A 26,996-nucleotide genomic window follows, 5' to 3' on the forward strand; every position below is an offset into this window, starting at 1 on the left:
AGATAACCTAGCTTCTGGTCTAACTCTTCGTAGGCTGGGCCGTAGGCTCTGGTTCGTAGCTTACCTGACTGACAGCGAACCAGCTACTGCCTCCACTTTCAACTAAAACCTCCCAAAAGCGCTTTTCTCATGTCACAAATGGTAAGCGAGTTCCTGATTCAGCGATTGTCGGATTGGGGTGTTAAACGAATCTTTGGCTATCCGGGTGATGGTATCAATGGCCTAATGGGCGCCTTGCGCAAGGCTAAGGACAAGGTCGAATTTATTCAGGTGCGGCACGAGGAAATGGCCTCGCTCATGGCGTGTGCTCACGCAAAATTCACGGGCGAAGTAGGCGTTTGCATGGCTACTTCCGGCCCCGGCGCCATTCACTTGCTCAACGGTTTGTACGACGCCAAGCTCGACCACCAGCCGGTGGTGGCCATCGTGGGCCAGAAAGCACGGACCTCGCTGGGTGGCAGCGACCAGCAGGAAGTTGACCTGATGTCGTTGTTCAAAGACGTAGCCAGCGAATACATCCAGATGGCCACCGAACCTAGCCAGGTGCGCCACCTAGTCGATAGGGCTGTGCGCATTGCCAAGGCCGAGCGGACGGTTACCTGCGTTATCGTGCCCAACGATTTGCAGGAGCTAACCTACGAGGAGCCCAAGCACGAGCACCAGACGATTCACTCCGGCATTGGCTACTTAACGCCCCGCGTGCTGCCGCAAGACGCTGATTTACAACGAGCCGCCGACGTGCTGAACGCCGGCAAGAAGGTGGCTATTCTCATCGGCATCGGTGCCAAGAATGCTGAGCAGGAAGTGACGCAAGTAGCCGATGTGCTCGGTGCGGGTGTGGCGAAAGCCTACCTAGGTAAATCGGTGCTGGCTGATGAGCTGCCTTTTGTAACCGGCTCCATTGGCTTTTTCGGCACCAATGCCTCGCACGAGATGATGCAGAATTGCGACACGCTGCTCATGATTGGGTCGAGCTTTCCGTACGCCGAATTCCTCCCCAAAGAAGGCCAGGCCCGCGGCGTGCAAATTGACCTTGATGGCCGGATGCTGAGCATTCGCTACCCGATGGAGGTGCCGCTCACCGGCGACAGCGCCGAAACACTCCGCACCTTATTGCCCTTGCTAAAACGCAAAGAAGACCGCTCGTGGCGCGAGCAGATCGAGGCGAATGTGCGGGAGTGGTGGCAGCTGATCGAAAAGTCGGCCGCGGAAGAAGCTGATCCGCTTAACCCTAGGTTGGTTTTTGAGAAACTTTCGCCGCTGCTACCTGATGATATTATCATGGCGGCCGACTCCGGCTCCAGCTCCAGTTGGATGGCGCAACACATTCGAATGCGGCCGGGTATGAAGTTTTCGGTGTCGGGTACGCTGGCGACGATGGGTTGCGCGGTGCCGTATGCCATTGCCGCTAAGTTTGCGCACCCCGATAAACTCGCTATTGCCTTCGCCGGCGATGGTGCCATGCAGATGAATGGTAATGAGGAGCTTATCACCATTCAGCGCTACTGGCGCCAGTGGGCCGACCCTCGGATTATCATCTTGGTGCTCAACAACAAAGACCTGAACTTCGTGAGCTGGGAGCAGCGCCTGATGCAGGGCGAGCCTAAGTTCCACGAGTCGCAGGACCTGCCCGATTTCAAATACGCCGAGTATGCGGAGTCGCTGGGCTTTATTGGTATCAGCATCGACAGCCCCGATCAGGTGGAAGCCGCGTGGCAAAAAGCCCTGCAAGCCACGCGCCCCGTGGTGATAGAAGCCCTTACGGACCCGGAAGTGCTGGTCTTCAACGCGAAAGTGGCCATGAAGTACGCGCCCAAGCTAGCCTCCGCCATCGTGCACGGCGACACCGGCGCGGCCGAGCACCTAGGTGATGCGTTGAAAACCGCCGTTGGCTTGTAAGAATATAGCGCGCACCGTTAGCATGTAGCGCGAAGCTCCTGCTTCGCGTATCGTTGCACGACTTGCACCTAGGTTATAGCAGCGATTGTCGTTCAACGATACGCGAAGCAGGAGCTTCGCGCTACATCCTGATAAACCTTCGCGCACAAACCAGGTTGTAAAGCCTGTTTTAAGACTTACCAAAACAGAATATGGAATCACTAAAAGGCAAAAATGCCTTGGTAACGGGCGCCGGCAAAGGCATCGGGCGGGCCGTGGCGCTGGCACTCGCTGCCGAAGGCGTGAACGTGGGCCTGCTGGCCCGCACCGAAAGCCAGCTGACCGAAGTAGCCGACGAAGTACGAAAGCTAGGAGTAAAAGCCGCTATTGTAACGGCTGATGTGGCCAACATAGAAGCTGTAAACCAAGCAGTTGAGCAGGTCAAGCAGAACCTAGGTCCGATTGATATTCTGATCAACAACGCTGGCATCGGCACCTTCGGCAAGTTCCTGGAAATGGAGCCGGCCGAGTGGGAGAAGATCATTCAGGTGAATCTGATGGGCGTGTACTACGCTACGCGGGCCGTGCTGTCGGAGATGATTGAGCGCCAGACCGGCGACATCATCAACATCTCCTCCACTGCCGGGCAGCGTGGCGCGGCCGTAACTAGCGCCTACAGCGCCTCCAAATTTGCGGTTATGGGCCTCACGGAATCGTTGATGCAGGAAGTGCGCAAGCACAACATCCGCGTAAGTGCCCTCACGCCCAGCACGGTAGCTACGGAGCTAGCTATCAGCAACAAGCTTACCGATGGCAACCCCGAGAAAGTGATGCAGCCGGAAGATCTGGCCGAGTTCATCATCGCTCAGCTCAAGCTAAACCGCCGCATCTTCATTAAGGAAGCCGGCATGTGGTCTACGAATCCGTAGTCTGTTTTAAACCAACCTATTATAAAGAACGTCATTCCGAGGCCACGAGGAATCTCGCGTGCAGTAGTAACTCCACTTATCAGGATTACCGTTGCACGCGAGATTCCTCGTGGCCTCGGAATGATGTTCTTTTTATTTACTGTTTATACAACCTAGGTTATACAGACTAATCTAAAACGGGCATAAAGCGGTCTTCGTCGAAGCTGGGCTCGGCGACGCGGCCGCTGCTAAGCTTCATAATAGGGTTGCTGATTTCTGCCAGGAGCAAGCCGAACCCCCAGGGTTTTGGCTCGATAGCCCGAATGTGGTACACGGCGCCCGACGCAGGTACTTGTAAGTTGGCAGTGGCAACCATCGTCGGCCACTTGGCATTCACACAGATGATGGGCTGACCCACCTGAAAGCGAGCAATAGGATTGTCGTAATCTTGTTCCATCGCTGGGGATAAAGGATAAAGCATGTCGAGCGCTTCTATATCAAAATCGCGCCAATCCTGCTCGTTCGCCTTTATCGCCAACCTAGCTTTTTGATTTTGAGGCTAATAACCGCTTATCTGCTTCTCCGGGCGCAGCAGCTTCACGTAGGTAGGCGCGTTCCGGTCGCAGGTGATTCTTCCCCGCAGGTAGCGCAGCTCCGTTACCTGAATCACGCTCCGTTTGGCGGCGGTGCTGTTTTCGGGGGCGGGTTTGGCCTTTGCCCGGCCGGGGTGGGTGAAGTAGTAGAGGTAGGCCCGGTCGCCGCTCACCACCACGTCGCAGTGGCCGCCGATGGCCTGGTCGTCGCGGCCGGTGCCGGGCGCTTCCAGCAGGCGTTCAGGCTGCGCTTTCCAGTTGACCAAGTCGGTAGAGCTGTACACTGCCAGGCCCTGCCATTTATCAATAATCATCCAGTACTGCGCCTTCCACCAGAATACTTTCGGACCTTCGCCGCGTTCTTTGAGCGCCAGGCCTTTATCCTGCCAATGGTAGAGGTCGGGGCTGTCGGCGTAGTAGATGGACTTCCCGTCTTTCTCGTTGTTGTACCACATGCGCCACATTCCGTTCACCATCTGATACACGCTGGCATCGATGACCTTGTCATTGGCCAGCGGCAAAGTGGCTTCGTAGTGCCAATTGAGCAGGTCTTTGCTGGTCAGGTGCAGGATGTTGCGCGGATGATTCCAGTCGGTGAACACGCCCGGCACGTAGGTCAGGAACATGTGGTAGATGCCTTTATCTTCCACCACATCGGGCGCCCAGTGCGTGTAGCCAGCCTTCGGACGGTAGTCGATATTGGCCGTGTCGCGGTAGGTCCAGTGGGCGCCGTCGCGCGAGGTGGCAATACCGATGCGCGTGCCGTGCACCCACGTCACGCCTTTGGCGGTGCTATCTGTTGCCCGGCGATTGGTGTAGAGCATAAACCACTTTTTCGCCTTCTTATTCCAGATAATAACCGGGTCGGCGGCGCCGTCATAAACCGGGTCCTGGTACAGCGGCTTAGGAGCTAGCTTTCCTGCGGGCTTCTTCTGGGTTGACGTAACCGAAGTTTTCTGTGCTAATGCACTCAGTGGCAGTAAGAAAAGCAGCAAATAAGCCAGAGAGGAGTTCATAAGCACAAAGTATAGAGGCGCAATTTCGTACGCTACCGCTGCCTATACAACTCAGCGCCCTGAAGAAATGTAGCGCGAACCGTAGGAAGGCGTTAGCCAAGCTCCCGCTTCGCGCTACATGTTCTACTGCAATTTCCGGGTGGGCGCCTTCGCGGGCTTGGGCGGGAGCATGGTGCCGAAAGCGCCTTTCTGCTCGAATGATTTAATGACCTCATCTTCCACCGGCGTGCGCTTTACTACAGCGTTGTTGGCCCAGAACTCGGGGTCGTACTTCACGCTTCGGATGTCGTCGAGGTCTTTGGTGTCGCGCGAGGCGCGGGCGTACTCGATGTTGGTGGGCGTCTGGTTGGTGTCGTAGAAGAAAGTGAAGGCCGACACGTTCATCTTGGTGCGCGTCTGGCCGGGCCGCTCAATCACGAAGTTCAGGGTCGTCTTGATATGATCGAGGGGCGAAGCAGCGTCCGGCGTGTTCTGGAATGTCATGTCGATCTGCATCTCCTTGTCCTTGAACTTGAATGCCGGATTATTCGACTGCCCCGAAAAATTCGGGGTTGTCATGCGGAAGCGCTCTACTTTATAGGTATCCACGTCGATCCAGATCGTCCCTTTCGCGTAGTAATTCTTCACCTCCGGCCGGGTTTCGAACGAGATTTCCGCGATGCCGCCCTCCCCTCTTTCCAGAATCCCCACAATCTCCAGGTAGTAATTCTTTACCGTGTTCGGGCTCAGCAGCGACAACGAAGTAGTACTGTCCATGGCCGGATCGTAGAGCCCGTACACCTTGGTGTAGAAGGAGAAATCCTTAAAGCTCATGAGTGCCTGCTTGGCCGCGTAGCGCCCCTGCGCAATGCTGGTACCCTCGATGCGGGAGTTGTTCGACTTCACGTTCCACACCATTTCCTGAATCTCGGTGGGCTCGTTGTCGATGCGCGTCACCTGCCGATAGAAGGCCTTACCGTAGAACTTCTGGCTGTAGTTTTTGCGCATCTGCTCGTAGGCGCGGTCGGCGAGCTGGAAGGCATAGCTACCGACTTTCACCTCCGGCAGCGTAATGGAAGCCGAAGCCAAAGCTATCTGCAGCGGTTTGTCGCCGCTGGTCACGCGCACCGTATCGCGCACGTGCGAGATTTCCGACACAATCAGCGTGCGCGGCAGCGAAGGTAGGTTCAGGCTAAATTCTCCGTTTTCGTTGCTGGCCGTGCCCATCGTGGTGCCTTTCACGGCAATGCTGACGAACGGCAGCGGCTGGTTGGTTTCCTTGTCCAAGGTCACGCCGCGCACCTGGTACTGAGCCTGCGCCGCGTGGCTGAGCGTGAGCAGCAGAACCAGGGCAGCGCAGCCGCTCGCGGCGCACTTTCCCCAGCGTTTTAGCAACGGCATAAAGTCAAAGCGGATGGTGTTGATAGTCAAGGCTAGGATTCGTTAGAATGAAAGGTTTCGAGAGTTGATAACGCGCATTCGTGCCGGCTCCATATGGCTGGCGGCGCAAAAGTAGCTGACCCAGGTTTCCTGAACGCTGCAGAAACCTAGGTTTTGCGCAGCAGCGCGACCCGGTCGGCGCGGCAAAACCGAGCACCAGAACAATGCCAGCTTATGGGCAGGTTAGCCTTGCAGCCGCGCAATTGCGTATTCGGCAGCATGAAGAACCTCGAAATTGTGTTGCTGCTGATGGTAGTAATGGCTGTGCTCTCGGCTATTGCGCACCGGTTTCGGCTGCCGTATGCGGTGCTGCTGGTGCTGGCCGGCTTGGTCATTGGGTTTATCCCGGGGCTGCCCAGTGTAGCCCTCGACCCCGACATTATCTTTCTGGTGTTCCTGCCACCGCTGCTCTACGAGGCTAGCTTCAACGTATCGTGGCACGACTTCAAAGCCAACCGCGCCGAGATTTCGCTGCTGGCAATCGGGCTGGTTTTCTTCACCACCACGGTGGTGGCCTGCGTAGCGCACTACTTTATTCCGGGCTTTAGCTGGCCGCTGGCTTTCGTGCTCGGGGCCATCGTGTCGCCGCCTGATGCGGTGGCCGCTACCAGCGTCACGCAAGGGCTAGGTTTGCCGAAGAAAATCACGTCGGTTCTGGAAGGCGAAAGCCTCGTGAACGATGCTTCCGCCCTGATTGCGTACCGCTACGCGGTGGCAGCCGTAGTGAGTGGCGGCTTCGCGATTTGGGACGCCGGGCTGCAATTTTTGCTTGTGGCGGGCGGCGGTGTTCTCATTGGGCTAGGTATTGGCTACACTATTTCGTGGGTGCAGACGAAAGTGGCCGATGCGACCATTGCCACCACGCTCACGCTGCTGGCGCCTTACTTGGCGTATCTCGGGGCCGAGCACTTTGGGGCTTCCGGCGTGCTGGCGGTGGTGTTCACGGGGCTGGTCGTTTCGTGGCGCTCCCTCGAAATTTACCAGACCAACACGCGCTTGCAGCGCCGCAGCTTCTGGAGCGTGCTGGGCTTTCTGCTCAATGGCTTTGTGTTCATTATCATTGGCTTAGAGCTACCGCATATCCTGGAAGGCTCCGAGCAAGCTAGCCTTTCCACGCTCATTGGCTACGGCCTGCTGGTAAGCGCCGTGGCAATTATCATCCGCATCGTCTGGGTTTTTCCGAGCGCCTATTTCCTGCTGTTTCTCAGACGGCTACGCAACAAAAGTGGCGCGCACAAGCTTGATCTGAAAGGCCTTTTTATTACCTCTTGGGCTGGGATGCGCGGCGTAGTGTCATTGGCGACGGCGCTGGCGTTGCCGCTGGCTTTACAGAACGGCCAGCCTTTCCCGCAGCGCAACGTGCTACTCTTCATCACGTTCGTGGTTATTCTGGTGACGTTGGTCTTGCAAAGCTTCACGCTACCCTGGTTTATTCGCTGGCTGAACGTGCAGGAACCGGAGGAGAAGCTGATAGCCGAGCAGCAGCAGCTCCGGCTGGAAATCGAGAACAGCGCCCTGGCTTTTGTCGAGCAAAAGCTAGCCGACGAGCCCAACGACGCGACGTTGCTGGAGCTGAAAGAAATGGTGGAACGACGCGTGAACCGCCTGCATGAAAGCGTATCCGGCGCAGCCGACCCCAATGACGACAACTCGGACCAGAACCGCTTTGAGGAGTTTTTGCAAAACCGTATTGAAGTGACAAATCAGCAACGCGCGCTGCTGGTGCACCTGCACAAAGATGGCAAGTTCAGCGCCGAGGCTATCCGGCGGGTGCAGCTAGAGCTGGACCGGCTGGAAATGAGCCTGCAAACGCAGTTGGAAGCTGTAGAATAGCCAAGCGGCCCTACTATGCTTCAAACCCGCCGCCGATTTTTGCGCCACACCCTAGCTGCTTTGGCGACGATTGGCGCAGCAGGTACCGTTTTCTTCGACGGTTTCTTTATCAAGCTCACCACGTTCCAGCTTCGCAAGAACCCCCAACCGACTGCGACCTTGAAGATCGTCCAGATTTCTGATTTGCACCTGAAGTCAGTGCATTTCGGGCTGCGGCGGATGTGTCAGCGAATCAACCAGCTACACCCGGATCTGCTGGTGCTTACCGGCGACTCGTTGGATGATGCTACTAAGCTTGGCAACCTCGATGAGTTGCTCGGTTTGCTGGATGCCACCATACCAAAAATTGCTGTCCTAGGTAATTGGGACTACTGGAGCCACGTCGATCTGGAACAGCTCCGCCAAGTGTATGCACGGCACAACTGCCAGCTTTTGGTGAACCAAACCACTTCGCTCCTGCTCCAAAACAAGCGCATTGCCATATCCGGCACCGACGACCTCGTTGGCGGCGCGGCCGATTACGCTAAAACCATCGCCGATTACCAACCCGCCGACTACCACCTGCTGCTCACGCACTGCCCGCAGTACTACGACTTCATTGTGACGCAGTATCACGCCGCACCCCCTATCGACTTGGTTTTGGCCGGCCACACGCACGGTGGGCAGGTCACCTTCCTAGGATTCGCGCCGTACTTGCCGCCGGGCAGCGGCCGCTACGTAGCGGGCTGGTACACCGCGCAACAACCGCCGCTGTACGTTTCGCAAGGGGTAGGCACCAGCGTGCTGCCCATCCGGCTTGGCCCGCGCGCTGAGGTAACCTTATTCACGATAGACCTGTGAATGAAGCATCTGCTCGCCTGAACCTAGATTCGAGTTTATTGACGCAAGCTTTCAGCACGGCCAGCAACCACAACTTCTTGCTAGTTGTAAACCGTATTACATTTTCCCCTCATTTATTCAGAATACCACCTTATGAACCTAGCAGGAAACACAGTTCTCATTACCGGGGGCGGCTCCGGCATCGGCTGGGCAATGGCCGAGCGCTTTCTGAAAGCCGGCAGCGACGTTATCATCTGCGGCCGCCGCGTCGAGAAGCTGCAAGAGGCCCAGCAGCAATACCCGCACCTGCGCACCCACGCCTGCGACCTAGCCGACGAAGCCGACCGCGTGGCGTTGTTTGAATGGGTTAAACGCGAAGTTCCGCAGCTCAACGTGCTAGTCAACAACGCCGGCATTCAGCGCCGAATGCACCTCGCCAACGACGAACACGCCCAGGATTGGAGCGGCCACCGCCAGGAAATTGCCACGAACTTCGATGCACCGATTCACTTGGCTACGCTCTTCATTCCGCTGCTGCGGGAGCAGCCCAATGCGGCTATCATCAACGTCTCGTCGGGGCTGGCTTTTGCGCCGGCAGCCTTCGCGCCAGTGTACAGCGCCACGAAAGCGGCTTTGCACTCGTTCACGCTGTCGTTGCGCCACCAGCTGGCCCAAACCGGCATTCAGGTGATTGAAATCGTGCCGCCAGCCGTGAACACCGACCTAGGTGGCGCCGGCCTGCACACCTGGGGCGCGCCGCTCAATGACTTTGCCGATTCTATTATGCAGCGCGTAGCGGCCGGTGAGCTGGAAGTCGGCTATGGCACTTCGGAAACCAGACGTAACGCCTCCCGCCAAGAGCTGGACGAGTTTTTCAACCAAATGAACAAGTAGGAACGCGCCACGGCGCGTTCGTCGTCCGGGCCGCTTGAAGCTGGTTGTCTTTACATGAAAGACTGTTCAACGCGGACCTTTCAACGACGAACGCGCCGTGGCGCGTTCCTACGTTTTTTCTAACCTTTCCCTGTAATTAGGCTATTTTCGCAATTCACACTACCTGAACACCGCGAACTGCCTTGTCTTTCTCTCGTTCCCTCTCCTCTTTCCTGCTTTTGCTGATTCTGTTGAGTGCTGTTCTCAGCTCAGCTCAACGATCCAAAAAGCAAACTCCAAAAAAGAAAACGGCTCATACAGTCGCCCATCGTGGGCAGACAACGGCTGCCAAGCCGGCACCTAGGTCGGCAAGTGCGCGTAGCAAAGCGGCGAAAGCAAAAGCGGCGGTTGCCAAACCGAAAAATGGTCCGGTGCCCTTCGCCCCACAGCTAGCTAGCTCGCACTGGGTTGACTCGGTGATGAAGACGCTCACGCCTGATCAGCGGGTGGCGCAGCTGTTCATGGTAGCGGCCTACTCCAACCGCAAGCGCATCGACGAAGACTCCGTTTCGACCTTGGTGCAGCAGTACGGCGTAGGCGGACTGATCTTCTTCCAGGGCGGCCCCGTGCGGCAAAGCAAGCTGGTGAACCGCTACCAGAGCCAGGCCAAAGTGCCGCTGCTGGTGGCCATGGATGGCGAATGGGGCGTAGGCATGCGCCTCGACAGCACCACGCGCTTCCCGTACCAGATGAGCATGGGCGGCATCCGCGACAACCAGCTGCTGTACACGATGGGGCAGGAAATCGCGCGGCAGTTCAAGCGCCTCGGCATGCACGTCAACTTCGCGCCGGTGGTCGATGTGAATAACAACGCCAACAACCCGGTTATCGGCTTCCGCTCGTGGGGCGAAAACCGCGAGAACGTGACCGAGAAAAGCTACCAATACATGAAAGGCATGCAGGATGCGGGCGTGCTGGCCGTAGCCAAACACTTCCCCGGCCACGGCGACACCGACACCGATTCGCACCTAGCCCTGCCACTCATCCGCGTTGATCAGCGCCGCATTGATACGTTGGAGCTATTTCCCTTCCGCAGCCTGATGCGCCGCGGGCTGGGTGGCGTCATGATTGCTCACCTCAACATTCCGGCGCTCGATAGCACGGGCATGCCATCCACGCTTTCCAAGCCCATCGTGACGGGATTGCTGAAGCAAAAGCTAGGTTTTGAAGGCATGGTCTTCACCGACGCCATGAACATGAAAGGCGTCATCAGCAAGTACCCGCCCGGCGACGCGGATGTGCGGGCTATTTTGGCCGGCAACGATATTCTGGAGTTTTCGCGCAACATTCCGCTGGCCTTGCGCATGGTGCGCGAAGCCATCAACAAAGGTCTGATCAACCAGGAAGAGATTGACACGCGCTGCCGCAAAGTGCTGGCCTTGAAGCAGTGGGCTGGGTTGAATCACTACAAGCCGATCAATCTCAAGAACCTTTACCAAGACCTCAACACGCCCCACGCCAACTACCTCACGCGCCGCCTCTCGGAGCTAAGCGTGACGCTGCTGCGCAACCAGAACAAGCTGCTGCCCTTGCAGCGCCTTGACACGCTACGGCTCGCCACGCTCACCATCGGCACCAAAGACACCACATTCTTCCAGCGCATGGTAGCCGACTACGCACCCGTGCAACACTTCTGGCTGCCAGCTACGGCTTCACTTAATGAGCTGACGGCCATGCGCGAAACGCTGAAGCCGTACAACACCGTGCTGATCGGGGTGAACAACCTAGGTAGCCTGCCCGCCACCAACTTCGGCGTGACGCCGGAAGTGAACGTGATGCTGCACGAGTTGGTCGGGCAAAAGCAAAAAATGATTGTCAGCGTGTTCGGCAACGCGTATTCCCTGTCCCGCATCCGTGACCTGGACCGCGCTGACGCGGTGCTGCTGGCTTACCAGGAAAGCCAAAACGCGCAGGAGGTAACGGCCGAAATCATCTTCGGCGGCCTAGGTGCTACCGGCAAGCTGCCCGTGACGGTGAGCAGCCGCTACCCGATTGGCGCCGGCCTGACCACCCAAGGCGGCATTCGCTTGGCCTACAGCTACCCCGAGGCGGCGCGCATGAACAACAACCTGGAAGCCAGGGTCGATTCGATTGTCAACGGCGCTATTGCTGCCAAGGCACTGCCCGGCGCGGAAGTGCTGATTGCTCGCAAAGGCGTAGTGGTGCTGCGCAAAAGCTACGGCACCCACAGCTTCGCCGACGCGCCCGCGCAAGCCGGCAAGTCGAGCCGCCCCGTGCGCAACACCGACATTTACGACCTAGCTTCCGTCACGAAAGTATCGGCGGCGCTGCCCTCGCTGATGAAGCTGCAAGACGAAGGCAAGTTCAACCCGGATATGACCATGGGTCAGGTGTTTCCGGAGTTTAAAGGCACAAACAAAAACGATCTGAAGCTGCGGGATGTGCTTACCCACCAGGCCCGCCTGAAAGCCTGGATTCCGTTCTGGCAGAACTACGTGAAGAAGGACGGCACCTTGCGCCACCGCTTCTTCCACGCCGATTCGTCGCGGCGGTATCCGTTGCCAGTAGCGCGCAACATTTGGGCGCGCAAAGATTTTCCGGCGCGCATCCACAAGGCTATTGGCGGGTCGCCGCTGAACGACAAGCCGGGCTACGTGTATTCTGACCTTTCCTTTATTATGTACCCGGCGTTTGTGCAGGCAGCTTCGGGGCAGACGATTGACCAGTTTGCGCAGCAAAATTTCTACAAGCCACTCGGCGCCACGACCCTAGGTTATAACCCCACGCGCCGTTTCCCGCTGGCCCGCATCGTGCCCACGGAGTACGATTCGCTGTTTCGGAAACAGCAGCTCCACGGCACCGTGCACGATGAAGGCGCGGCGCTGCTCGGCGGCTTATCCGGCCACGCCGGACTTTTTGCTGATGCCAACGACCTAGCCAAGCTCGTGCAGATGTACGCCTGGAACGGGCGCTACGGCGGGCAGCAGCTCATCAAGCCGGAGACGTTGGCTGAGTACGAGCGGTGCCAGTTCTGCCCCGACAACCGCCGTGGTCTAGGTTTCGACCGCCCTGCGACGAACCCGGCCGTTAACGCTTCTAAAAACGCGTCGCAGAGCAGCTTCGGACACACGGGTTTCACCGGCACGTATTGGTGGGTTGAGCCCAAGGAAGACCTAGTGGTAATCTTCCTCTCCAACCGCGTGAACCCGACCCGGCGCAACAATAAGATTTCGTCGCTGAACGTGCGTACCAACATCCTGCAAGTCGCCATCGAAGCCGCGCAGAAGGTTGGCAAAGCATCGGTAGAATCGGCCGTGCCGAAGGAATAATAACCAGCACGTCATTCCGACCAGCGGGAGGAATGACATTCAACGGCAAAACGGAACAAGCCCTGATGGTTGCTTTGCGGCAATCGTCAGGGCTTGTTCCGTTTTGCCGTTTTAGACATATCACATGTACATGTGATTTTAGGCTAGCTTTCCTCACTGTAGGTTTGCACAATACAAAGCCACTATCAAGCACCTGATGCTCACCTGCTTCTTATGATTCGTCCTGCTTTCCCACGTACGTTTGCCAACCTAGCTTTTGCTGCAATCCTAGGCCTAGGTGCGTGCAAAAAGGAAGATCCTCCTTTCTACAATCAGCTCACGGCCGAACAGCGGACCTGGACCGCGCCCTACCAGGCAAATACGGAATGGCGCTTCCGCAGCAATCGGGGTGTCGAGCGCACGTATCGGGTGCAGCGATTTTCGGATCAGAAGTTAGACTTCCCGAGGAAAAATGGGCAAGCGGAAGGCTACATCGACATTTTCGAAGCGCTCTTCTACCGCGCCGATACGGTCGCCAAACCAATGGCAACTTTCCTGCTCACCGGCCAACGCACTTCCCTAGCTGTCAATCCTGCTCACTTCCACTTTGAGCACTGCTTCACGGATCTGCCAATCAATGAATTAGCCACGCAGCAGCCCTTGCCGGCCGGCTACGAGCTGCTTCCGCTGTTTACGACCAGCACGGGCACCTACCAGAACGTGCTGCACTACCACTTCACCCAACCCGTGCTGAATCAATCTGTGACGGGCGATGTGTTCTACACGAAAGAGCAAGGAGTGGTACGCTATGTGAGCAAAGGCCTCACCTGGGACCGGTTATAATCCCGCAGACTTTATCTAACCGCTTACGACTTCCACTCTTATGTCCCTTGTTGCTCGCTCCCGCAAGATCAGTTATGGTTTGCCGGCTGCCGCTAGCTTTCTGCTGGCCGGCTGCGGCTGGTTTGGCGAAAATGATAAGCTGCCGTATTACCAGATCACGCCGGAGCAGCGCACTTGGGCTGCTATTTACCAACAGGAGGCTACGTGGCGCTTCCGGAGTGAAGCCAACGGGTACGAGCGCACGTATCGTATTCATAACGCGGTAGATAAGAAGCAGCCTAACACCAAGGGCAAGCTCAGCGTGGAGGTCGCCTACTACCGGCAGGAGCTATATGCGCAGATTGACCGGACCGACTCGGCTATCGTGCGGCCCGCGTATAACTTTCACCCACAGGACTTTCTGCTCCAGGCACAGGTCGAGTCGCCTACTACGTACTGGGACAATGTATTTTTCCGGATCAACTGGGAGGGCACCAGCTTTTCCTTGCCGATGCGGGAGCTAACCACTGGCCAATTGGTGCTGTCGCCGCCTTATCAGCTGTTGCCGCAAGCCACGTTCAACGGGCGCACGTATCAGAATGTGGTGGTGTACTCCGTTACGCAGTATCCGAACACGATCAAATACCCGAACACTGCCGAGCACATCTACTACACCAAAGACCTAGGTGTGGTGCGCTACGTGGAATACAGCGGCGAAGCCTGGAATCGGATGTAACTAAAAAGCTAGCTTGCCGCTACCGCCGTTTGCTTGAGCAGCGCCTCGGCTGTAACCGGAACCGTGAGCAGCTTCGACACCGGGCAGTTCTGGCGGGCATCTTCCACCAACTCCTCAAACTGCTCTGGCGACAGACCCGGCACCACCGCTTCCACCTGCAAGTGCGAGCTGACGATGGTGCCATTTTCCAGCACCAGCTCGCAACGGGTATCAATGGACTGCGGCACGAGGCTAACAGCTTGCAGGTTAAAGGCCAGCTTCATCGAAAAGCAACCGGCGTGGGCTGCCGCCACCAGCTCTTCCGGATTGGTACCGATGCCGTCGGCGAAGCGCGTCAGGTACGAATACTGAGCTTGCTTCAGCACTTTACTAGGCGTATCCAGGTTGCCTTGCCCGGCCGTACCCGTACCGGTCCAATGTGCATTAGCAGAACGTGTAATAGTCATTAGGTGGGAATGGGGGGTAGATATCTGCTTATAAAGAAAATAGCTGCTTGCCGTTGATTCATCTGAATCAGGAAGCTTCGTACTAGTAGTAGCCTTCGCAGTAGCTAGCTTTCGATTGTGAAAATAGAGTTTGTTGCGCTACCTGCAAGCTCAACGCAACAGCAAGCGCACCCGAAAGCCAGGTTATACTTTGATAATCACTCGCTTCTCGTACATTACCCACAGAATACCTAGCCAGATCAGAACGCAGACGATAGCCCCGACCAACGACGCATTGATCGGACTCAAATAGGGCACGAAAAACGTATCGTAGAGCCACGCACACAACCCCACTGCCTTACCATTTGTTGCGGGTATTTTGATCATGTTGAGCAGCCGCGGCACGAGGCCGGAGAGGAAAAATACGGTAATGGCATTCACGCCAAACACCACGAAAGGCTTGATCCAGTTGCGCAGCCCCTGCACGTCGCAGAGCCAGTACAAAGCCGCCAGCGCCATCGTGGCTAAGCCACCCGTGTAGAGCACGAACGAGCTGGTCCACAAGGCTTTGTTGATCGGGAACCAGCCGTTCCAGATCATCCCGAGCACCACGGCACCCGCCCCGAACACAAAAAGCCAGACTACTTTCGTGGCTGCATCGGGCGCGGGGCGGCGCAGCCACTGGCCCGCGAGCATGCCCGCCAAGCCCGTACCGACGGCAGGCAGCGTACCTAGTACGCCTTCCGGGTCCCATGTTTTGCTTTGCTTCCAGAGGTGCGCCGTGCCCAGCAACAGGCGGTCGAGCCAGGCACCTAGGTTGGTTTCCGGCTCCAGGTTAGCGGGGCCGATTCCCGGCACGGGCACCAGTTGGAGCAGCACACTATAAAGAATTAGAATACCGACCAGCAACCTGGCTTGCGTGCGCCAATTGGTTTTGAGGAAGATGATGCCGCAGATCAGGAACACCAGCGCAATGCGCGCCAGCACGCCCGGCAGCCGTGCCGTGCTGAAGTCGAAATGGGGGAACAAAGCGCCAAACAGACCTAGGCCGTAGAGCACCGCCGCCCGCCGGGCAATACGCGCCATAGCGCGGCCGTGGTTCTCAGTTTTTTGCCGCACCGCACCTAGGGCATACACCAATGACACGCCCACGATGAACAGAAAGAAGGGAAAAATCAGGTCGGTGGGCGTGCAGCCGTGCCACTTGGCGTGCTCCAGCGGCGCATAGATGTGGCCCCAGTCGCCGGGGTTGTTCACCAGAATCATGGCCATAACGGTGATGCCCCGAAACACATCGAGCGAGACGAGGCGCCCCGGGCCGGACGCTTCTACCAGTGGCGCCGCGCCCGTCGTTTCGACGGCGGCTTGGGTAATGGTCTGCATAAAAGAACGGAGTTAGGTGAACCGCTACTACCTAGGTCTGCTTCGAGAAAACTAAAAGGCTGTCATGCTGAGCTTGCCGAAGCATCTCTACCGCCAAAGTAACCTGTTTACCATTGCAGTAGAGATGCTTCGGCAAGCTCAGCATGACAGCCTATAATAGACAAAAGGCACTTAAAACAGCGCCCCGACCTACCAGCAAAAGCAAAATTCATTATTAGCAGCTTTATATATAGTTGACTTGCCTAGGCTCGCCGGTTAGCTTTAAATCTGTTTTTTCTTTTTTTCGCCTAACCTTAAGAAATCAGCTACCTATCTATGCCAGACAGTTACTTCTGTTGCATCCGTCTTTTTGTTTGACCAAGCATTTGCGGGGCCGAAACTCAGTGTGTAGCTAGGTTTCGGCCTTTTTCATGACTTCCACCACCTTCTTTCTTTTTCACTTTCATTTTTTCCGCATGAAGAAACTTCTATGGTTTTTCCTGGCGCTCGGCGTGCTGTTGGCACCCCGCAGCTACGCCCAAACCAGCGGCCGAACCATCACGGGAACCGTTACGGCGGTAGCCGACCGGACGCCCCTGCCGGGCGTGAACATCGTCGTGAAAGGCACCACCAACGGCACCCAAACCGGCGGCGATGGACGCTATACCCTAGGTAGCGTTCCGGAAGGCAGCACCCTGGTATTCAGCTTTATCGGCTACACGGCGCAGGAGCGCAAAGCCGACGCTAATACCATCGACGTGTCGCTGTCGTCGTCCACGCAGCAGCTCAAGGAAGCCGTCGTGACCGGCTACGGCATCCGGCAGGAAGAGGACAAGATCAACTCCGCCGTGCAGGTGGTGAAGGCCAAAGACATCATCGAATCGCGCCAGCCCAACATCGTGAATGCCATTCAGGGCAAGGTGGCCGGCGTGCAGATTACCAGCTCAGGTGGAGCGCCCGGCGAAGGTGCTTCCATCGTGATTCGCGGGGGCGCTTCGCTGGATTCTAACAACCAGCCGCTGTTCGTGATTGACGGCATCATCATGGACAATTCGTCGTTTTCGGAGTCGACGGCGCCGGGCGGCGGTTCGGCCTTCAACGGCACCCTAGGTCGCTCGACGGCCAATCAGAACCGGGCCGGCGACCTGAACCCGGAAAACATCGAGAGTATGACGGTGCTGAAAGGCCCGGCCGCTTCGGCCATCTACGGCTTGCGCGCGGCCAACGGCGCCATCGTCATCACCACCAAAAAAGGCACGAAGGGCACCGTCAGCCTCAATTACCGCACGCAATTTTCGGTGGATGAGGTGAACCGGTTGCCCAAGCTGCAAGATCAGTACCGCCAGGGGGCTAACGGCGTCGTTGACCCACTGTCGCGCGTTTCGTGGGGTCCGCGCTTCCAGCCCGGCGAACCGATCTACGACAACCTAGGCAACTTCTTTCAGAAGGGCAAAACCTGGCAGCACTACCTCACCCTATCGGGCGGCAGCGACAAGGGTACCTTCTTCGTGTCGGCTTCCCGCCTCGATCAGACCGGCGTAGCGCCCACCAGCCAGTTCGACAAATCGACGGTGCGCCTGGCCGGTACCATGCAGTTTACCAATCGGTTGAGTGCTTCGGGCTCGGTCGAATACCTAGGTACGGGCGGCCGCACCCCAATTCAGGGCAACGGCTTTTACAACACCACGACGGGCTATTCGGGTGGCTATCTGCTCAGCTTGCTCAACTGGCCCCGCAACGACGATGCCCGCAACTACCTGAATCCGGATGGCTCGGTGCGCCGCCTGCTCCCCTCTCCTCAGAACGCTACCGAGACGGATAACCCGTACTTCATCATCTACAAAAACCCGCAGACCAGCCGCACCAACCGCATGCTCGGCAACGTGCAGCTAGGTTTTAAGGCGGCCGACTGGCTGAACTTCAGCTACAACGTCGGCAACGACTTCTACTTTCAGAAGGACCGCTCGGTGCGGGCTGTGGGCACCACCCAGCCCGGCTACCAAAACGGCGCCGTGGCAGAATCGAATACCTTCAATCAGCTAATCACCAGCAACTTACTCGCTACCGTTACGCACCAGTTTAGCGAGAACTTCAACTCCTCGCTGGTGCTGGGCAACACGATCGAATACCAGCACCGCGAAACGACCGACCAGCTAGGTACGGTGTTCCAGAACCCGGACTTTCCGAGCATCAACAACACGGTAAACCGTAATGCGCTGGTAACCACCCAGGACCGCCGGCTGATCGGCAACTTTGCTCGCCTCAACCTGGATTTGTTGCAGCAGCTGACGCTGGAATTGAACGGCCGCATCGACCAATCGTCGACCCTGCCCCGCCCCGACGAAAACAAGAACTTCGGTAAGCTCTTCGGCTACGGCTCGGCTTCGGCCGGCTGGCAGTTCACCCACATGCTAGGTCTGGATCAGAATCAGCACCTCAACTACGGTAAGATTCGGGTGGCCGTGGCCGACGTAGGCAAGGACACCGACCCGTACCGCGTCTTCTCGCCGCTGGCGCAGTCTACCTACATTGGCGGCGGCTTCCGCAATGGTTTCTTTGGCTCTAATCCTTTCCTGAAGCCTGAGCGCACCCGCGCCGTGGAAGGCGGCCTGGACTTCCGCTTCCTGCAAAACCGTCTGGGCCTGAATGCCACCTACTATTATCAAGTCACCCGCGACCAGATCATCGGGCCACGCGTGAGTCAGGCCACCGGCTTTATTCTTCAGTACATCAACGCGGGCAAGGTGGAAAACCAGGGCCTGGAGCTTTCCCTGACCGGCACGCCCGTGCAGACCGATAACGGCTTCAACTGGGATGTGCTGGCTAACTTCACCCTCAACCGCAACAAGGCGCTTTCGCTACCTAGCTTTCTGACTGAGGTTTATCAGTCGGACGTGAACCTGGTAGGTGCCCGCGGCGGCGCTTTCGTCGGTCGTCCCATTTCCTCGATCAGCGCCACCGATTTTCAGCGCAACGCCGCCGGTCAGGTTTTGATCAACCCGCTGACGGGTTACCCGCTGATTAGCACCACCAACTTCATGTACGCGGGCAACCGGGCGCCGCAATACTCGGTGCAGATCACGAACACGTTCAGCTATAAAGGACTGATTTTCTCCTTTTTGGCTGATTTCCGTAAGGGCGGCAAAGTGTTCAATGGCAATGACCAGTTCCTGACGAACAGTGGCCTGAGCCGGCGCACCGAAGAGCGCTACAAGCAGGTCGTATTCGACGGCGTAGTGGCCAACCCCGACGGCTCCTATACCCAGAACACGCGCCCCGTGGAGTTGACACAATCCTATTATCAGAACGTGCTGGGTGCTATCGGCACGCCTTTCATTGAAGATGGCTCGTGGGTGCGCCTGCGCTATGCATCGCTGACGTACGCCCTGCCGACCGTTTGGCTGGGTGGCGGCAAGTTCATCAAGGGCGTGGAGCTGAACGTGACGGGCCGCAACCTGGTGCTGCTCACCAAATACTCGGGCGTCGATCCAGAAACCGCGACGGCCGGTGCCGGTGTGCGCGGCGGCGGCTCGGGTGGCTTCGACTACGGCGGCGTACCCGCTACACGCGGCGTGGATATGGGCCTGCGGGTGAATTTTTAGGTAAATGGCTGAATGGTTAAAGGCCAATCAGAACGTCATGCTGCGCTTGTCGAACCGGAGGAAGGCGTAAGCCAAGCATCTCTCCCGCCACAGTAAATGATATTACTACTGCGATAGAGATGCTTCGGCCAGCGCAGCATGACAGGCTAGCCGGCAACCATTTAGCAATCAACAAATCAGCAATCAACTTCAATGAAACGATATCTTTTCTTCCTAGGTCTGCTGCTAGGTGGCGGCGCGCTAACGGCGTGCGAAAGCTACCTCGACGTGAATACCGACCCGAACAACCCCGTCTCTTCGACGCCGAACTTCCTGCTGCCGGGCATCATTTCGCAGGGCATCCAAACGCAGATGTTTACCTCGCTCACCACTACCTATCTGAGCGAGTACACGGTGCGCAAATCGCCGCCCGGCAACAGCACCGACCAGTTTTACCTGACGAACGCCAACAGCACGAACACCTTCAACAACAACTTCTATTACTCGGCGGGCAACGTCCCCACGATGACGGCGGTGGCGGAAGCAGAAGGCTCGCCCTATTACGTGGGCGCCGGCAAGATCATCACGGCGATGGACTTGGCCCACACCACCGATATGATCGGCGATATTCCGTACACGGAGGCGTTCAAAGGCGCGGCCAACTACACCCCCAAGTACGATTCGCAGGAGCAGATTTACGCCACCGTCAACCAGCTGCTCGACGAAGGCATCACGCTGATGCAAGCGCCAGCCAGCCAGGAGTTTCGTCCTTTTTACAGCACCAGCCCCAGCATCAGCGGCGATATTTTATACCAGGGAAATGCGGGCCGGTGGATTCGGTTTGCAAACTCCTTGAAGGCGCGTCAGCTGAACCACCTTACGCGCAAAGGGAATAATGCCCAGCAGGTGCTCGATTTGGTGGACAAAGGCTTCACCAGTTCCGACGATGATGCGCAGATTCAGTTACAGACGGCCATTGCGCCACTGACCAACACGACCAACATTTTCGGTCCTACCCGTGCCAACTACGGCACCTCTACTTTTTCGAGCAACATCATCAAGTACCTGAATGGGAACATACCGGGCGCGGCCTTTCCGGGGGTCGTCGACCCGCGCTTTACCATTATGGCTACTTCCAGCAGCACCGGCAGCGACCCTGGCGTACCGGTCCCCGATGCAACGCGGGCGCTGTTGGTCAATAACGTTACGGACTTCTACTCCGGCTGGTACGCCCGCGACCTAGGTACGTTCGAGGTGATAACCTACCACGAGTTGAAGTTTATTGAGGCGGAAGCCGCCTTCCGCGCCGGCAACAAAACCCGCGCCCTCACGGCCTACAAAGCCGGCATTCGGGCCCACATGACCAAAATCGGCAAGGGCGGCACGAACGGCACGCCGCCCGTCACGTTCCCGGTGCTCACCACGGCTCAGATTGACGCGTATCTGAGCAGCGCCGCCGTGGCCCAAACGGCAGATCAGCTCACGATGAAGAACATCATGGAGCAGAAGTACATTGCTATGTTCCTGAACCCGGAATCGTGGACGGACCTGCGCCGCTTCGACTACGACCCGACCATCTACCCGAACCTGCGCTACCCGGCCTCTGCGAACCCCGAGCTAGGAGGCAAGTGGCCGCGGCGCATGCTGCCGGGCGCTACCGAGGTGATGTATAACCCGCAGGCTACCACCAAGCTATTCTCCGATGTAGGGGCCACTTCCAACGGCGACTACGTCACGAAGCCCCTGTGGTGGGACCAGCCGTAAGGCTAGGTTCTGTGCTGCAATGGTCAGCGGCGGCCGCTTGTCCGCCGCACTTCTTCTCACTCGTTAACTGACTTTTCATGGCTTACTCTATAGCTTCTCGTAGTCTGCTGAAGCTGGCCTTTCTTGGGCTAGGTTTGGCGGGCTGCAAAAAGGAAATCGACACCTACTACACCGAAGTAGGCACCCAGATTCCGACCGTTCTGAGCAACGCGCTGCCTACCACAACGAAGTACGCCACCGGCGAAACGTTCTCATTTGAGTTGCAATACGCCCAGCAAACCTCCCCGCTCACCGACGTGCGCATTTACCAGCGGATAGAACCTAACACCGACTCGACGCTGGTGCAGACGATTCCGTACAAAGCGGCCTTCTCTAAGCGTAAAAACGCGGATACGCTGGTGGTCAACTACACCGTTCCGGCCGGCGTGAACAAAGCCAATGTGCGGGTAGCGGCCATCGTGCGGGCCGAAAACGGGCAGGTCAAACAACGCGCCTTCTACTTCCGCCTGGCTGAGGCAACGCCCACCGTTGCCATCAACTCCTCGGCCAACGTGACGGCACCCGGCAACACCACGCCCGTGCCCGGCGACATAATTAACTATGTCTTAACACTAAACGCAGGCGGCATCACTTCCGCCAGCAGCCTCACCACCGCGGGCACGCTCTACAAAGACCTTGACAGCCTGATTACCTACGTGAAGGTGGGCACGGCCGCCGAGCGCCGCTACATCCGGCAGCGTGTGCCCGCCAGCGGTACCCAAACGGGAGCGGCCACGGCCCTTACGGTTCCCGTAACTATTCCGGCCGGCTCTGGTGGGCAAGCCGTTACGTTCCGGTTTGAGGCTAAAACCAACTACCTAGGTACGCCGAGAAGCCGGACCGGCTCCGCGACCAGCGCCGCCATTACGCCGGGCACGCCTACCAGCCTGGCCGCGGCGCGCACCGCCACGCTCACCTACACCGGCACCACCGGCGGCGACCTGGCGGCCTATGATCTGGTCGGCTTCGCGGCCGTGCCGGCGGCCAGCGCGGTCGACACGAAGGATGTTGCCATTACCAGCACTGCCTCTAATGCTGTGCAGCTGAAAGCGCTGAATACCACGAAGTTTGTAAAGAGCGCCGCTGCCGTATACAGCAGCGCCACGCTCAACAGCATCCGGCAGACGTATCTGACGGCGGCCACCACGAACCAGCTCAGCACCCTCGACGCCGTCGTTGTTGGCGACGTTTATGTGGCTCGCCTGCGCAACGCTGATCAGTACGCCATTTTCACCGTAACCGGCATCAACCGCACCGCTACTGCCGTGACGCTCACGATGGATATCAAGGCGCTGTAACCTAGGTATCAGCTTCAAGCTTCAACAAAAAGGCCGCTTCTTCAGGAGCGGCCTTTTTTATTCTCAAAAACTCGCGCCTGCCGGTCCGACGACCTAGGTTTCGGGCAAATAGCAGTTGCCGGCTGCTAGCTGCATAAGAACCCAAAACTAAAAACAGCCGTATTTACTTTGAATTACAAAGTTCTTTTATTTGCTTTACACTACTCACGCAAACCTAGGTTTTACAGCTCACCCCGAAACCTACGCTTTCCGTTACCATGTCCCGTTTTTAGGAGTTTTTCTTCCACGCATCAACCAAAAGCCCGACGATCATGACTCTTACCAAAAGCGTTACTCGCCTTGCCGTTGCTACGGCGTTTCTGCTGCTGATTCCTTTAGTAGCCATGCAGTTCACCCCGGAAGTAGTCTGGACCTTGTCCGATTTCGTTGTTGCCGGCCTCCTACTTTTCGGCGCGGGGCTCACCTTTGAGCTGGCTGCACGACAGGCAAATACACCCGCGTACCGCGTGGCTGTTGGCGTAACGGTGGCGGTGGCACTCTTCCTGGTCTGGACGAACCTAGCCGTGGGGCTCATCGGCAGCGAGAACAACCCCGCCAACCTGCTGTATGGCGGCGTGCTCGGCGTCTTGTTCATCGGGACCATCGTTGCGCGCTTGCAGCCGCGTGGCATGTCGCACGCGCTATTCGCGACGGCACTGGCGCAAATGGCAGTTCCCGTGCTGGCGCTGCTTATTTGGAAGCCGCTGATCATCGCCGAAGAAGCACCTATCGGCGGTATCGTGCATGTGCTGGGTGTGAATGTGTTCTTCGCCGCACTGTGGGTTGGCGCGGCTTTGCTGTTCCGACGCGCAAGCGCCGGCGGCTCGCCTCAGAACCGGCAGCTTGCGTGAGACCTAGCTTAGCCTGAAGTACAGATAACGTTACCGTCTTCCCCCAAACAGCCGCTGGAAGAAGCCGCCCCGCTTGCGGTGCTTGGTTTTGACTTTCACTTTCATCGTCGGCTCAGAAGTGGGCGGGCGGCTGGCTACGCTGGGGCGCGGCGTGGGTGCGGGCCGCGTAACCGGGGCCGGAGCCTGCGGACTGGTTGGGGGCGTGGCCGTTGGCGCCTGCGCTACAATAATTTCGGCGGAGCGGCCGGTGGTCGTCACGCGGGCGGGTGGGCTTTCGTTGTGCAGCCGGTCGACGGCCGTCACGTAGTAGGCGTAGGCGGTTCCGGCCTGGGCCGTGGTATCGATCAGCACGGGCGCGTGCGTGGCAAGCTGGGGTACCAAACCTAGGATGCGGCGCGGATCGTCGGGCGTGGCGGTTTCACCCTGGGCGAAGCGGTATACTACGTAGTATCGAGCCAGGTCGCCGTCGGAAGCGGCGGGGCTGGGCTGCCAGGCCAGCGTGACGGCCAGGCCCGTGCGCGTGAGTACCAGGTTCTGGACCGGGCGCGGCGGTAAGGCATCCAGCCACGGCATTGTGGGAACTAAGGCCGGGTAGCGGAACTCGTGCTGACGCAAGGAATCGGTGGTATTGCGCGGGTTAGCCATGAGCGAACGGGCACTGAAAAATACGCTGCCGCTCACGTCGGTCGGGTACGAGCGGTTCAGGCGCACTTGCCTGGGTAGCTCGCGCGGGTTGCGCCACGTCGTATCCGATTTCGTGTTTTCCAGCATGCGGTACGCGCCGTGCCCGATGTACAAATGGCGGTCGAAGTGGTTGCGCGCCCACCACTCCACCAGCACCGGGTAGGGCGCCGACCGAAAGTTGCTGCTCCAATAAAGCTGCGGCAAAATGTAATCGACCCAGCCCTGGCGCATCCATTCGCGGGCGTCGGCATACAGGCCCGTGTAGCCCTGGAAAGCTCGCGTGGCGGAGCCATCCGGGTTTTCGTTCTGGTTCATCCAGACGCCAAAAGGCGACACGCCGAACTTCACCCAGCGCTTGTTTTGCTGAATCGCCGCGTGCAAATCCCGGATCAGCACGTTCACGTTTTGGCGCCGCCAATCGGCTAGCTTCAGGCCGTTGGGGTTGTACTGGGTGAAAGCCAGCTCGTCGTGAATCGCCTGCCCGGCTTCGGGATACGGGTAGAAATAGTCGTCGAAATGCACGCCATCGATGTCGTAGCGGCGCACCACATCCAGAATTACCTGCGTGATGTAGTCGCGCACCGCCGGCAGACCGGGGTTGTAGAGCAGCTTGCCGCTGTAGCGCAGAAACCACTCGGGGTGCTGCCGAAACGGGTGCGTGGAAGCCAGCCGGCGCGTGGCCGTGTCGGTGGAGGCGCGGTAAGGGTTGAACCAAGCGTGAAACTCCATGCCGCGCAGGTGGGCTTCCTCAATCAGGAACGGCAGGGGGTCGTAGTACGGGCTAGGTGCTTTGCCCTGCTGGCCGGTCAGCCACTTGCTCCAGGGCTCCAGCTCGCTTTGGTAGAAGGCATCCGACGACGGCCGAATCTGCACGAACACCGCGTTGATGCCGTTGCGCTGCTGCGCGTCGAGCATGCGGCGGTACTCGCGGCGCTGCTGCTCGGGCGGCAGCGTGCGGGCGCTTGGCCAGTCAATATTCTCAACTGTCGCAATCCAGACGCCGCGCAGCTCGCGCTTGGGCGGGCCATCCTGGGCGCCAGCGAGCAGCGGCAAACCTAGCAGCAAGCTGAAAATAACACGAAAAGCAACGGAGCAAACGGCGGGAAAAGATCGGAGCATCAGGGCATAAACGGAAACGTGCGCAAAGTACGCACAACGGCGGGGCAACTGCTACTGCTGTTTCGCACCGACCACAACCAGTTTGCCGCACTAGCCAACCAGTTCGCCAAAACAGCCTTCCGGTTGGGGTCTGACCCGAACTACTTCCTGTTTTTGGCCAACTACTTCGCGGCGAAAACGAACTGGTTCAGCGCCGTTGTCAACTGACTCGCCTACTTAGCCAACCAGTTCGCCATTTCAGCTACCCGGAACGGGTCGGCAGCCACCTGCCTCCCCTGCTCACCCAGCCACGTCGGGAGGCCAGCCCAAAAGTCATTCATCATAGCGCAGCCGAAACCGACCTAGGTCGGGCACATGGCGCCGGGGCCGTTGCAGCTCATGCTGGTACACTGCCCGACCTAGGTTGCGCAGAAAGGGGAAGCCCTCCGTGTCGTAGTCGTAGTGGTCGTCGTTCAACACCTCATCCGCGTTGACGTAAATCACGGCGGCGAGCATAAATTCCACGTTGCGGTCGAGGTCCACGATGTATGCGTTGTCGATCAGAAAGCCATACGCCTGCCCGATCTTGTTGAAAATGCGCACGCCCGGCGGCAGCGGACCAGCCGGGCCACCCGCCAGCAGAAACTTGGCGTAGTTGTCGGGAAATTCCTTCGCATTGTAGCGCGGATGTTGGCTTTCGCGGGGCAACATGCTCAGGTAGCGCCGCAGAAAGACGTAGTCTTTTTCCGTGAGCTGTTGAAAGCGCTGCTTTTGGGGCACAGCTTCCGGGAAGAGAATGGCGCGCAGTACGTTCTGCAAGTCGGGCAGCGACGCAAAATTCTTCTGGCTGAAGTCCATGGGCTTGCTGATCAGCCTCCCTCCTTCCAGGTAACTATTCCCAATCTTTTCGCCCCAGCGCGGCAACTCTTACATGGCGCGGGCGGGCTGCACGCCTTCCGGCTGCACATAAAGAGGCCGCTGCAAGCTTGAGTCGGCGTAAAAAACGAATGGATTGGTGTGGAGCGTGCGAAACCCCGAATCGCCGACCGACAGGCGGTGCAGAATGCGCGTGTTGCGGTAGCCGTGTGCCCGCAACCTAGCTTTCAATGGTCCGCGCCCGACGAACTCGTAAAGTCGATTAAAGGCGTCGTTATCACTAACCAGCAGCACTTTGCGGATATACTGCGCAATGCTGGCTCGCCCATTTGCAGCCGATGTATCCTCTACAACACGCGTCTGACCGGCATAAGCCGAGTCGATGCGCAGCGGCGAATCGGGAGCTAGGCCCGGCACTTGCGCGGCCAAACTCCGCAGCTTTTCCAGCGCCAGCGCGGCGGCGGGCAGCTTTATGGTGCTGGCCGGGTAAAAATATTCGCGGGGCCGCACGCGGTAGCGGTAGGTGCGAAAGTGCGGCCGGTTCTGCGCGTCGCGGTTGATGCGGGTGTAGAGAATCTGCACGCGGTAGCGCGCCGGGTCGCGCAGCACGCGCCCAAACCTAGCCGTATCGGCCCGCAACAAGTGGCGCAGCGGGTTGCCTAACTGAGCCAGCACCGCCTGACTGCTGAGCAAGCCAGTCAGCAATAACAAAGACCGCCACCACCAGCGGAGCGCGGAAAGCGAAGTAGTCAT

At 58.1% G+C, this 26,996-nt stretch carries 21 protein-coding genes; 13 read left to right on the top strand and 8 right to left on the bottom strand.

The window, feature by feature from the left end:
- Positions 1 to 129: 129 nt before the first annotated feature.
- Positions 130 to 1,899 (top strand): thiamine pyrophosphate-requiring protein, encoded by a 1,770-nt coding sequence (locus tag IEX74_RS00215; protein WP_188809821.1) that lies wholly within the window; start codon positions 130 to 132, stop codon positions 1,897 to 1,899.
- A gap of 191 nt (positions 1,900 to 2,090) precedes the next feature.
- A complete protein-coding gene (locus IEX74_RS00220) occupies positions 2,091 to 2,807 on the top strand; it encodes a 3-ketoacyl-ACP reductase (RefSeq protein ID WP_188809822.1) in 717 nt (238 codons plus the stop codon).
- Positions 2,808 to 2,973: 166 nt separating this feature from the next.
- Here IEX74_RS00220 and IEX74_RS00225 read toward each other — a convergent pair whose 3' ends face one another.
- From IEX74_RS00225 to IEX74_RS00235, 3 genes are all read right to left on the bottom strand, one after another.
- The gene (locus IEX74_RS00225; protein WP_188809823.1) at positions 2,974 to 3,243 is read right to left on the bottom strand and encodes a hypothetical protein; all 270 of its coding nucleotides are present in this window, start codon (positions 3,241 to 3,243) and stop codon (positions 2,974 to 2,976) included.
- A 102-nt stretch (positions 3,244 to 3,345) separates the two neighbouring features.
- Positions 3,346 to 4,395, bottom strand: a complete 1,050-nt coding sequence (locus IEX74_RS00230) for a glycoside hydrolase family protein (RefSeq protein ID WP_188809824.1) — start codon at positions 4,393 to 4,395, stop codon at positions 3,346 to 3,348.
- A 123-nt stretch (positions 4,396 to 4,518) separates the two neighbouring features.
- Positions 4,519 to 5,775 carry a carboxypeptidase-like regulatory domain-containing protein gene (locus IEX74_RS00235; RefSeq protein ID WP_188809825.1) on the bottom strand — a complete coding sequence of 419 codons (1,257 nt, stop codon included), beginning with the start codon at positions 5,773 to 5,775 and terminating at the stop codon, positions 4,519 to 4,521.
- A 258-nt stretch (positions 5,776 to 6,033) separates the two neighbouring features.
- Here IEX74_RS00235 and IEX74_RS00240 point away from each other — a divergent pair, with 258 nt between their 5' ends.
- From IEX74_RS00240 to IEX74_RS00265, 6 genes are all read left to right on the top strand, one after another.
- Positions 6,034 to 7,647: a Na+/H+ antiporter gene (locus tag IEX74_RS00240; RefSeq protein ID WP_188809826.1), complete on the top strand. Its 1,614-nt coding sequence runs from the start codon at positions 6,034 to 6,036 to the stop codon at positions 7,645 to 7,647.
- A gap of 15 nt (positions 7,648 to 7,662) precedes the next feature.
- Positions 7,663 to 8,487 (top strand): metallophosphoesterase, encoded by an 825-nt coding sequence (locus tag IEX74_RS00245; RefSeq protein ID WP_188809828.1) that lies wholly within the window; start codon positions 7,663 to 7,665, stop codon positions 8,485 to 8,487.
- Positions 8,488 to 8,619: 132 nt separating this feature from the next.
- Entirely contained in the window at positions 8,620 to 9,360 is a 741-nt protein-coding gene (locus tag IEX74_RS00250; RefSeq protein ID WP_188809830.1) for an SDR family oxidoreductase, read from the top strand.
- Between the two features lie 182 nt (positions 9,361 to 9,542).
- Positions 9,543 to 12,689: a serine hydrolase domain-containing protein gene (locus IEX74_RS00255; RefSeq protein ID WP_229755054.1), complete on the top strand. Its 3,147-nt coding sequence runs from the start codon at positions 9,543 to 9,545 to the stop codon at positions 12,687 to 12,689.
- A gap of 213 nt (positions 12,690 to 12,902) precedes the next feature.
- Positions 12,903 to 13,511: a hypothetical protein gene (locus IEX74_RS00260; protein ID WP_188809832.1), complete on the top strand. Its 609-nt coding sequence runs from the start codon at positions 12,903 to 12,905 to the stop codon at positions 13,509 to 13,511.
- Between the two features lie 40 nt (positions 13,512 to 13,551).
- A complete protein-coding gene (locus IEX74_RS00265) occupies positions 13,552 to 14,226 on the top strand; it encodes a hypothetical protein (protein ID WP_188809834.1) in 675 nt (224 codons plus the stop codon).
- A gap of 8 nt (positions 14,227 to 14,234) precedes the next feature.
- Here the strand turns inward: IEX74_RS00265 and IEX74_RS00270 are convergent, their stop codons facing one another.
- A complete protein-coding gene (locus IEX74_RS00270; protein ID WP_188809836.1) occupies positions 14,235 to 14,672 on the bottom strand; it encodes an OsmC family peroxiredoxin in 438 nt (145 codons plus the stop codon).
- Between the two features lie 183 nt (positions 14,673 to 14,855).
- Positions 14,856 to 16,034, bottom strand: coding sequence for an acyltransferase family protein (locus IEX74_RS00275; protein WP_188809838.1), 1,179 nt, complete (start codon positions 16,032 to 16,034; stop codon positions 14,856 to 14,858).
- 455 nt (positions 16,035 to 16,489) lie between these two features.
- Between IEX74_RS00275 and IEX74_RS00280 the strand changes: the two genes are divergently transcribed.
- The 4 genes from IEX74_RS00280 to IEX74_RS00295 all read left to right on the top strand — a co-directional run bounded on the left by IEX74_RS00280 (position 16,490) and on the right by IEX74_RS00295 (position 23,585).
- Complete coding sequence (locus IEX74_RS00280) at positions 16,490 to 19,615, top strand: SusC/RagA family TonB-linked outer membrane protein (RefSeq protein ID WP_188809840.1); 3,126 nt, start codon at positions 16,490 to 16,492, stop codon at positions 19,613 to 19,615.
- Positions 19,616 to 19,807: 192 nt separating this feature from the next.
- On the top strand, positions 19,808 to 21,358 hold the full coding sequence (locus tag IEX74_RS00285) for a SusD/RagB family nutrient-binding outer membrane lipoprotein (protein ID WP_188809842.1): 1,551 nt from the start codon (positions 19,808 to 19,810) through the stop codon (positions 21,356 to 21,358).
- Positions 21,359 to 21,435: 77 nt separating this feature from the next.
- Positions 21,436 to 22,695 (top strand): hypothetical protein, encoded by a 1,260-nt coding sequence (locus tag IEX74_RS00290; protein ID WP_188809844.1) that lies wholly within the window; start codon positions 21,436 to 21,438, stop codon positions 22,693 to 22,695.
- A 311-nt stretch (positions 22,696 to 23,006) separates the two neighbouring features.
- Positions 23,007 to 23,585, top strand: coding sequence for a hypothetical protein (locus tag IEX74_RS00295; protein ID WP_188809846.1), 579 nt, complete (start codon positions 23,007 to 23,009; stop codon positions 23,583 to 23,585).
- Between the two features lie 30 nt (positions 23,586 to 23,615).
- On the opposite strand, the gene IEX74_RS00300 is transcribed toward IEX74_RS00295, so the two are convergent.
- On the bottom strand, positions 23,616 to 25,388 hold the full coding sequence (locus tag IEX74_RS00300; protein WP_188809848.1) for a family 10 glycosylhydrolase: 1,773 nt from the start codon (positions 25,386 to 25,388) through the stop codon (positions 23,616 to 23,618).
- An 18-nt stretch (positions 25,389 to 25,406) separates the two neighbouring features.
- On the opposite strand from IEX74_RS00300, the gene IEX74_RS00305 reads away from it, so the two are divergent.
- Positions 25,407 to 25,595: a hypothetical protein gene (locus IEX74_RS00305; RefSeq protein WP_188809850.1), complete on the top strand. Its 189-nt coding sequence runs from the start codon at positions 25,407 to 25,409 to the stop codon at positions 25,593 to 25,595.
- A gap of 105 nt (positions 25,596 to 25,700) precedes the next feature.
- Here IEX74_RS00305 and IEX74_RS00310 read toward each other — a convergent pair whose 3' ends face one another.
- Together IEX74_RS00310 and IEX74_RS00315 are read right to left on the bottom strand one after the other, a co-directional pair.
- Positions 25,701 to 26,225: a hypothetical protein gene (locus IEX74_RS00310; protein WP_188809852.1), complete on the bottom strand. Its 525-nt coding sequence runs from the start codon at positions 26,223 to 26,225 to the stop codon at positions 25,701 to 25,703.
- A 69-nt stretch (positions 26,226 to 26,294) separates the two neighbouring features.
- On the bottom strand, positions 26,295 to 26,996 hold the full coding sequence (locus IEX74_RS00315; protein WP_188809854.1) for a serine hydrolase: 702 nt from the start codon (positions 26,994 to 26,996) through the stop codon (positions 26,295 to 26,297).

This window comes from Hymenobacter cavernae, from assembly GCF_014641455.1.
GTDB lineage: Bacteria > Bacteroidota > Bacteroidia > Cytophagales > Hymenobacteraceae > Hymenobacter > Hymenobacter cavernae.

What these genes read in the sequence shown, in the direction of transcription:
- IEX74_RS00215 (WP_188809821.1), top strand. Translation starts at nt 130, where the DNA reads ATGTCACAAATGGTAAGCGAGTTCCTGATTCAGCGATTGTCGGATTGG.
- IEX74_RS00220 (WP_188809822.1), top strand. Translation starts at nt 2,091, where the DNA reads ATGGAATCACTAAAAGGCAAAAATGCCTTGGTAACGGGCGCCGGCAAA.
- IEX74_RS00225 (WP_188809823.1), bottom strand. Translation starts at nt 3,243, where the DNA reads ATGGAACAAGATTACGACAATCCTATTGCTCGCTTTCAGGTGGGTCAG.
- IEX74_RS00230 (WP_188809824.1), bottom strand. Translation starts at nt 4,395, where the DNA reads ATGAACTCCTCTCTGGCTTATTTGCTGCTTTTCTTACTGCCACTGAGT.
- IEX74_RS00235 (WP_188809825.1), bottom strand. Translation starts at nt 5,775, where the DNA reads ATGCCGTTGCTAAAACGCTGGGGAAAGTGCGCCGCGAGCGGCTGCGCT.
- IEX74_RS00240 (WP_188809826.1), top strand. Translation starts at nt 6,034, where the DNA reads ATGAAGAACCTCGAAATTGTGTTGCTGCTGATGGTAGTAATGGCTGTG.
- IEX74_RS00245 (WP_188809828.1), top strand. Translation starts at nt 7,663, where the DNA reads ATGCTTCAAACCCGCCGCCGATTTTTGCGCCACACCCTAGCTGCTTTG.
- IEX74_RS00250 (WP_188809830.1), top strand. Translation starts at nt 8,620, where the DNA reads ATGAACCTAGCAGGAAACACAGTTCTCATTACCGGGGGCGGCTCCGGC.
- IEX74_RS00260 (WP_188809832.1), top strand. Translation starts at nt 12,903, where the DNA reads ATGATTCGTCCTGCTTTCCCACGTACGTTTGCCAACCTAGCTTTTGCT.
- IEX74_RS00265 (WP_188809834.1), top strand. Translation starts at nt 13,552, where the DNA reads ATGTCCCTTGTTGCTCGCTCCCGCAAGATCAGTTATGGTTTGCCGGCT.
- IEX74_RS00270 (WP_188809836.1), bottom strand. Translation starts at nt 14,672, where the DNA reads ATGACTATTACACGTTCTGCTAATGCACATTGGACCGGTACGGGTACG.
- IEX74_RS00275 (WP_188809838.1), bottom strand. Translation starts at nt 16,034, where the DNA reads ATGCAGACCATTACCCAAGCCGCCGTCGAAACGACGGGCGCGGCGCCA.
- IEX74_RS00280 (WP_188809840.1), top strand. Translation starts at nt 16,490, where the DNA reads ATGAAGAAACTTCTATGGTTTTTCCTGGCGCTCGGCGTGCTGTTGGCA.
- IEX74_RS00285 (WP_188809842.1), top strand. Translation starts at nt 19,808, where the DNA reads ATGAAACGATATCTTTTCTTCCTAGGTCTGCTGCTAGGTGGCGGCGCG.
- IEX74_RS00290 (WP_188809844.1), top strand. Translation starts at nt 21,436, where the DNA reads ATGGCTTACTCTATAGCTTCTCGTAGTCTGCTGAAGCTGGCCTTTCTT.
- IEX74_RS00295 (WP_188809846.1), top strand. Translation starts at nt 23,007, where the DNA reads ATGACTCTTACCAAAAGCGTTACTCGCCTTGCCGTTGCTACGGCGTTT.
- IEX74_RS00300 (WP_188809848.1), bottom strand. Translation starts at nt 25,388, where the DNA reads ATGCTCCGATCTTTTCCCGCCGTTTGCTCCGTTGCTTTTCGTGTTATT.
- IEX74_RS00310 (WP_188809852.1), bottom strand. Translation starts at nt 26,225, where the DNA reads ATGGACTTCAGCCAGAAGAATTTTGCGTCGCTGCCCGACTTGCAGAAC.
- IEX74_RS00315 (WP_188809854.1), bottom strand. Translation starts at nt 26,996, where the DNA reads ATGACTACTTCGCTTTCCGCGCTCCGCTGGTGGTGGCGGTCTTTGTTA.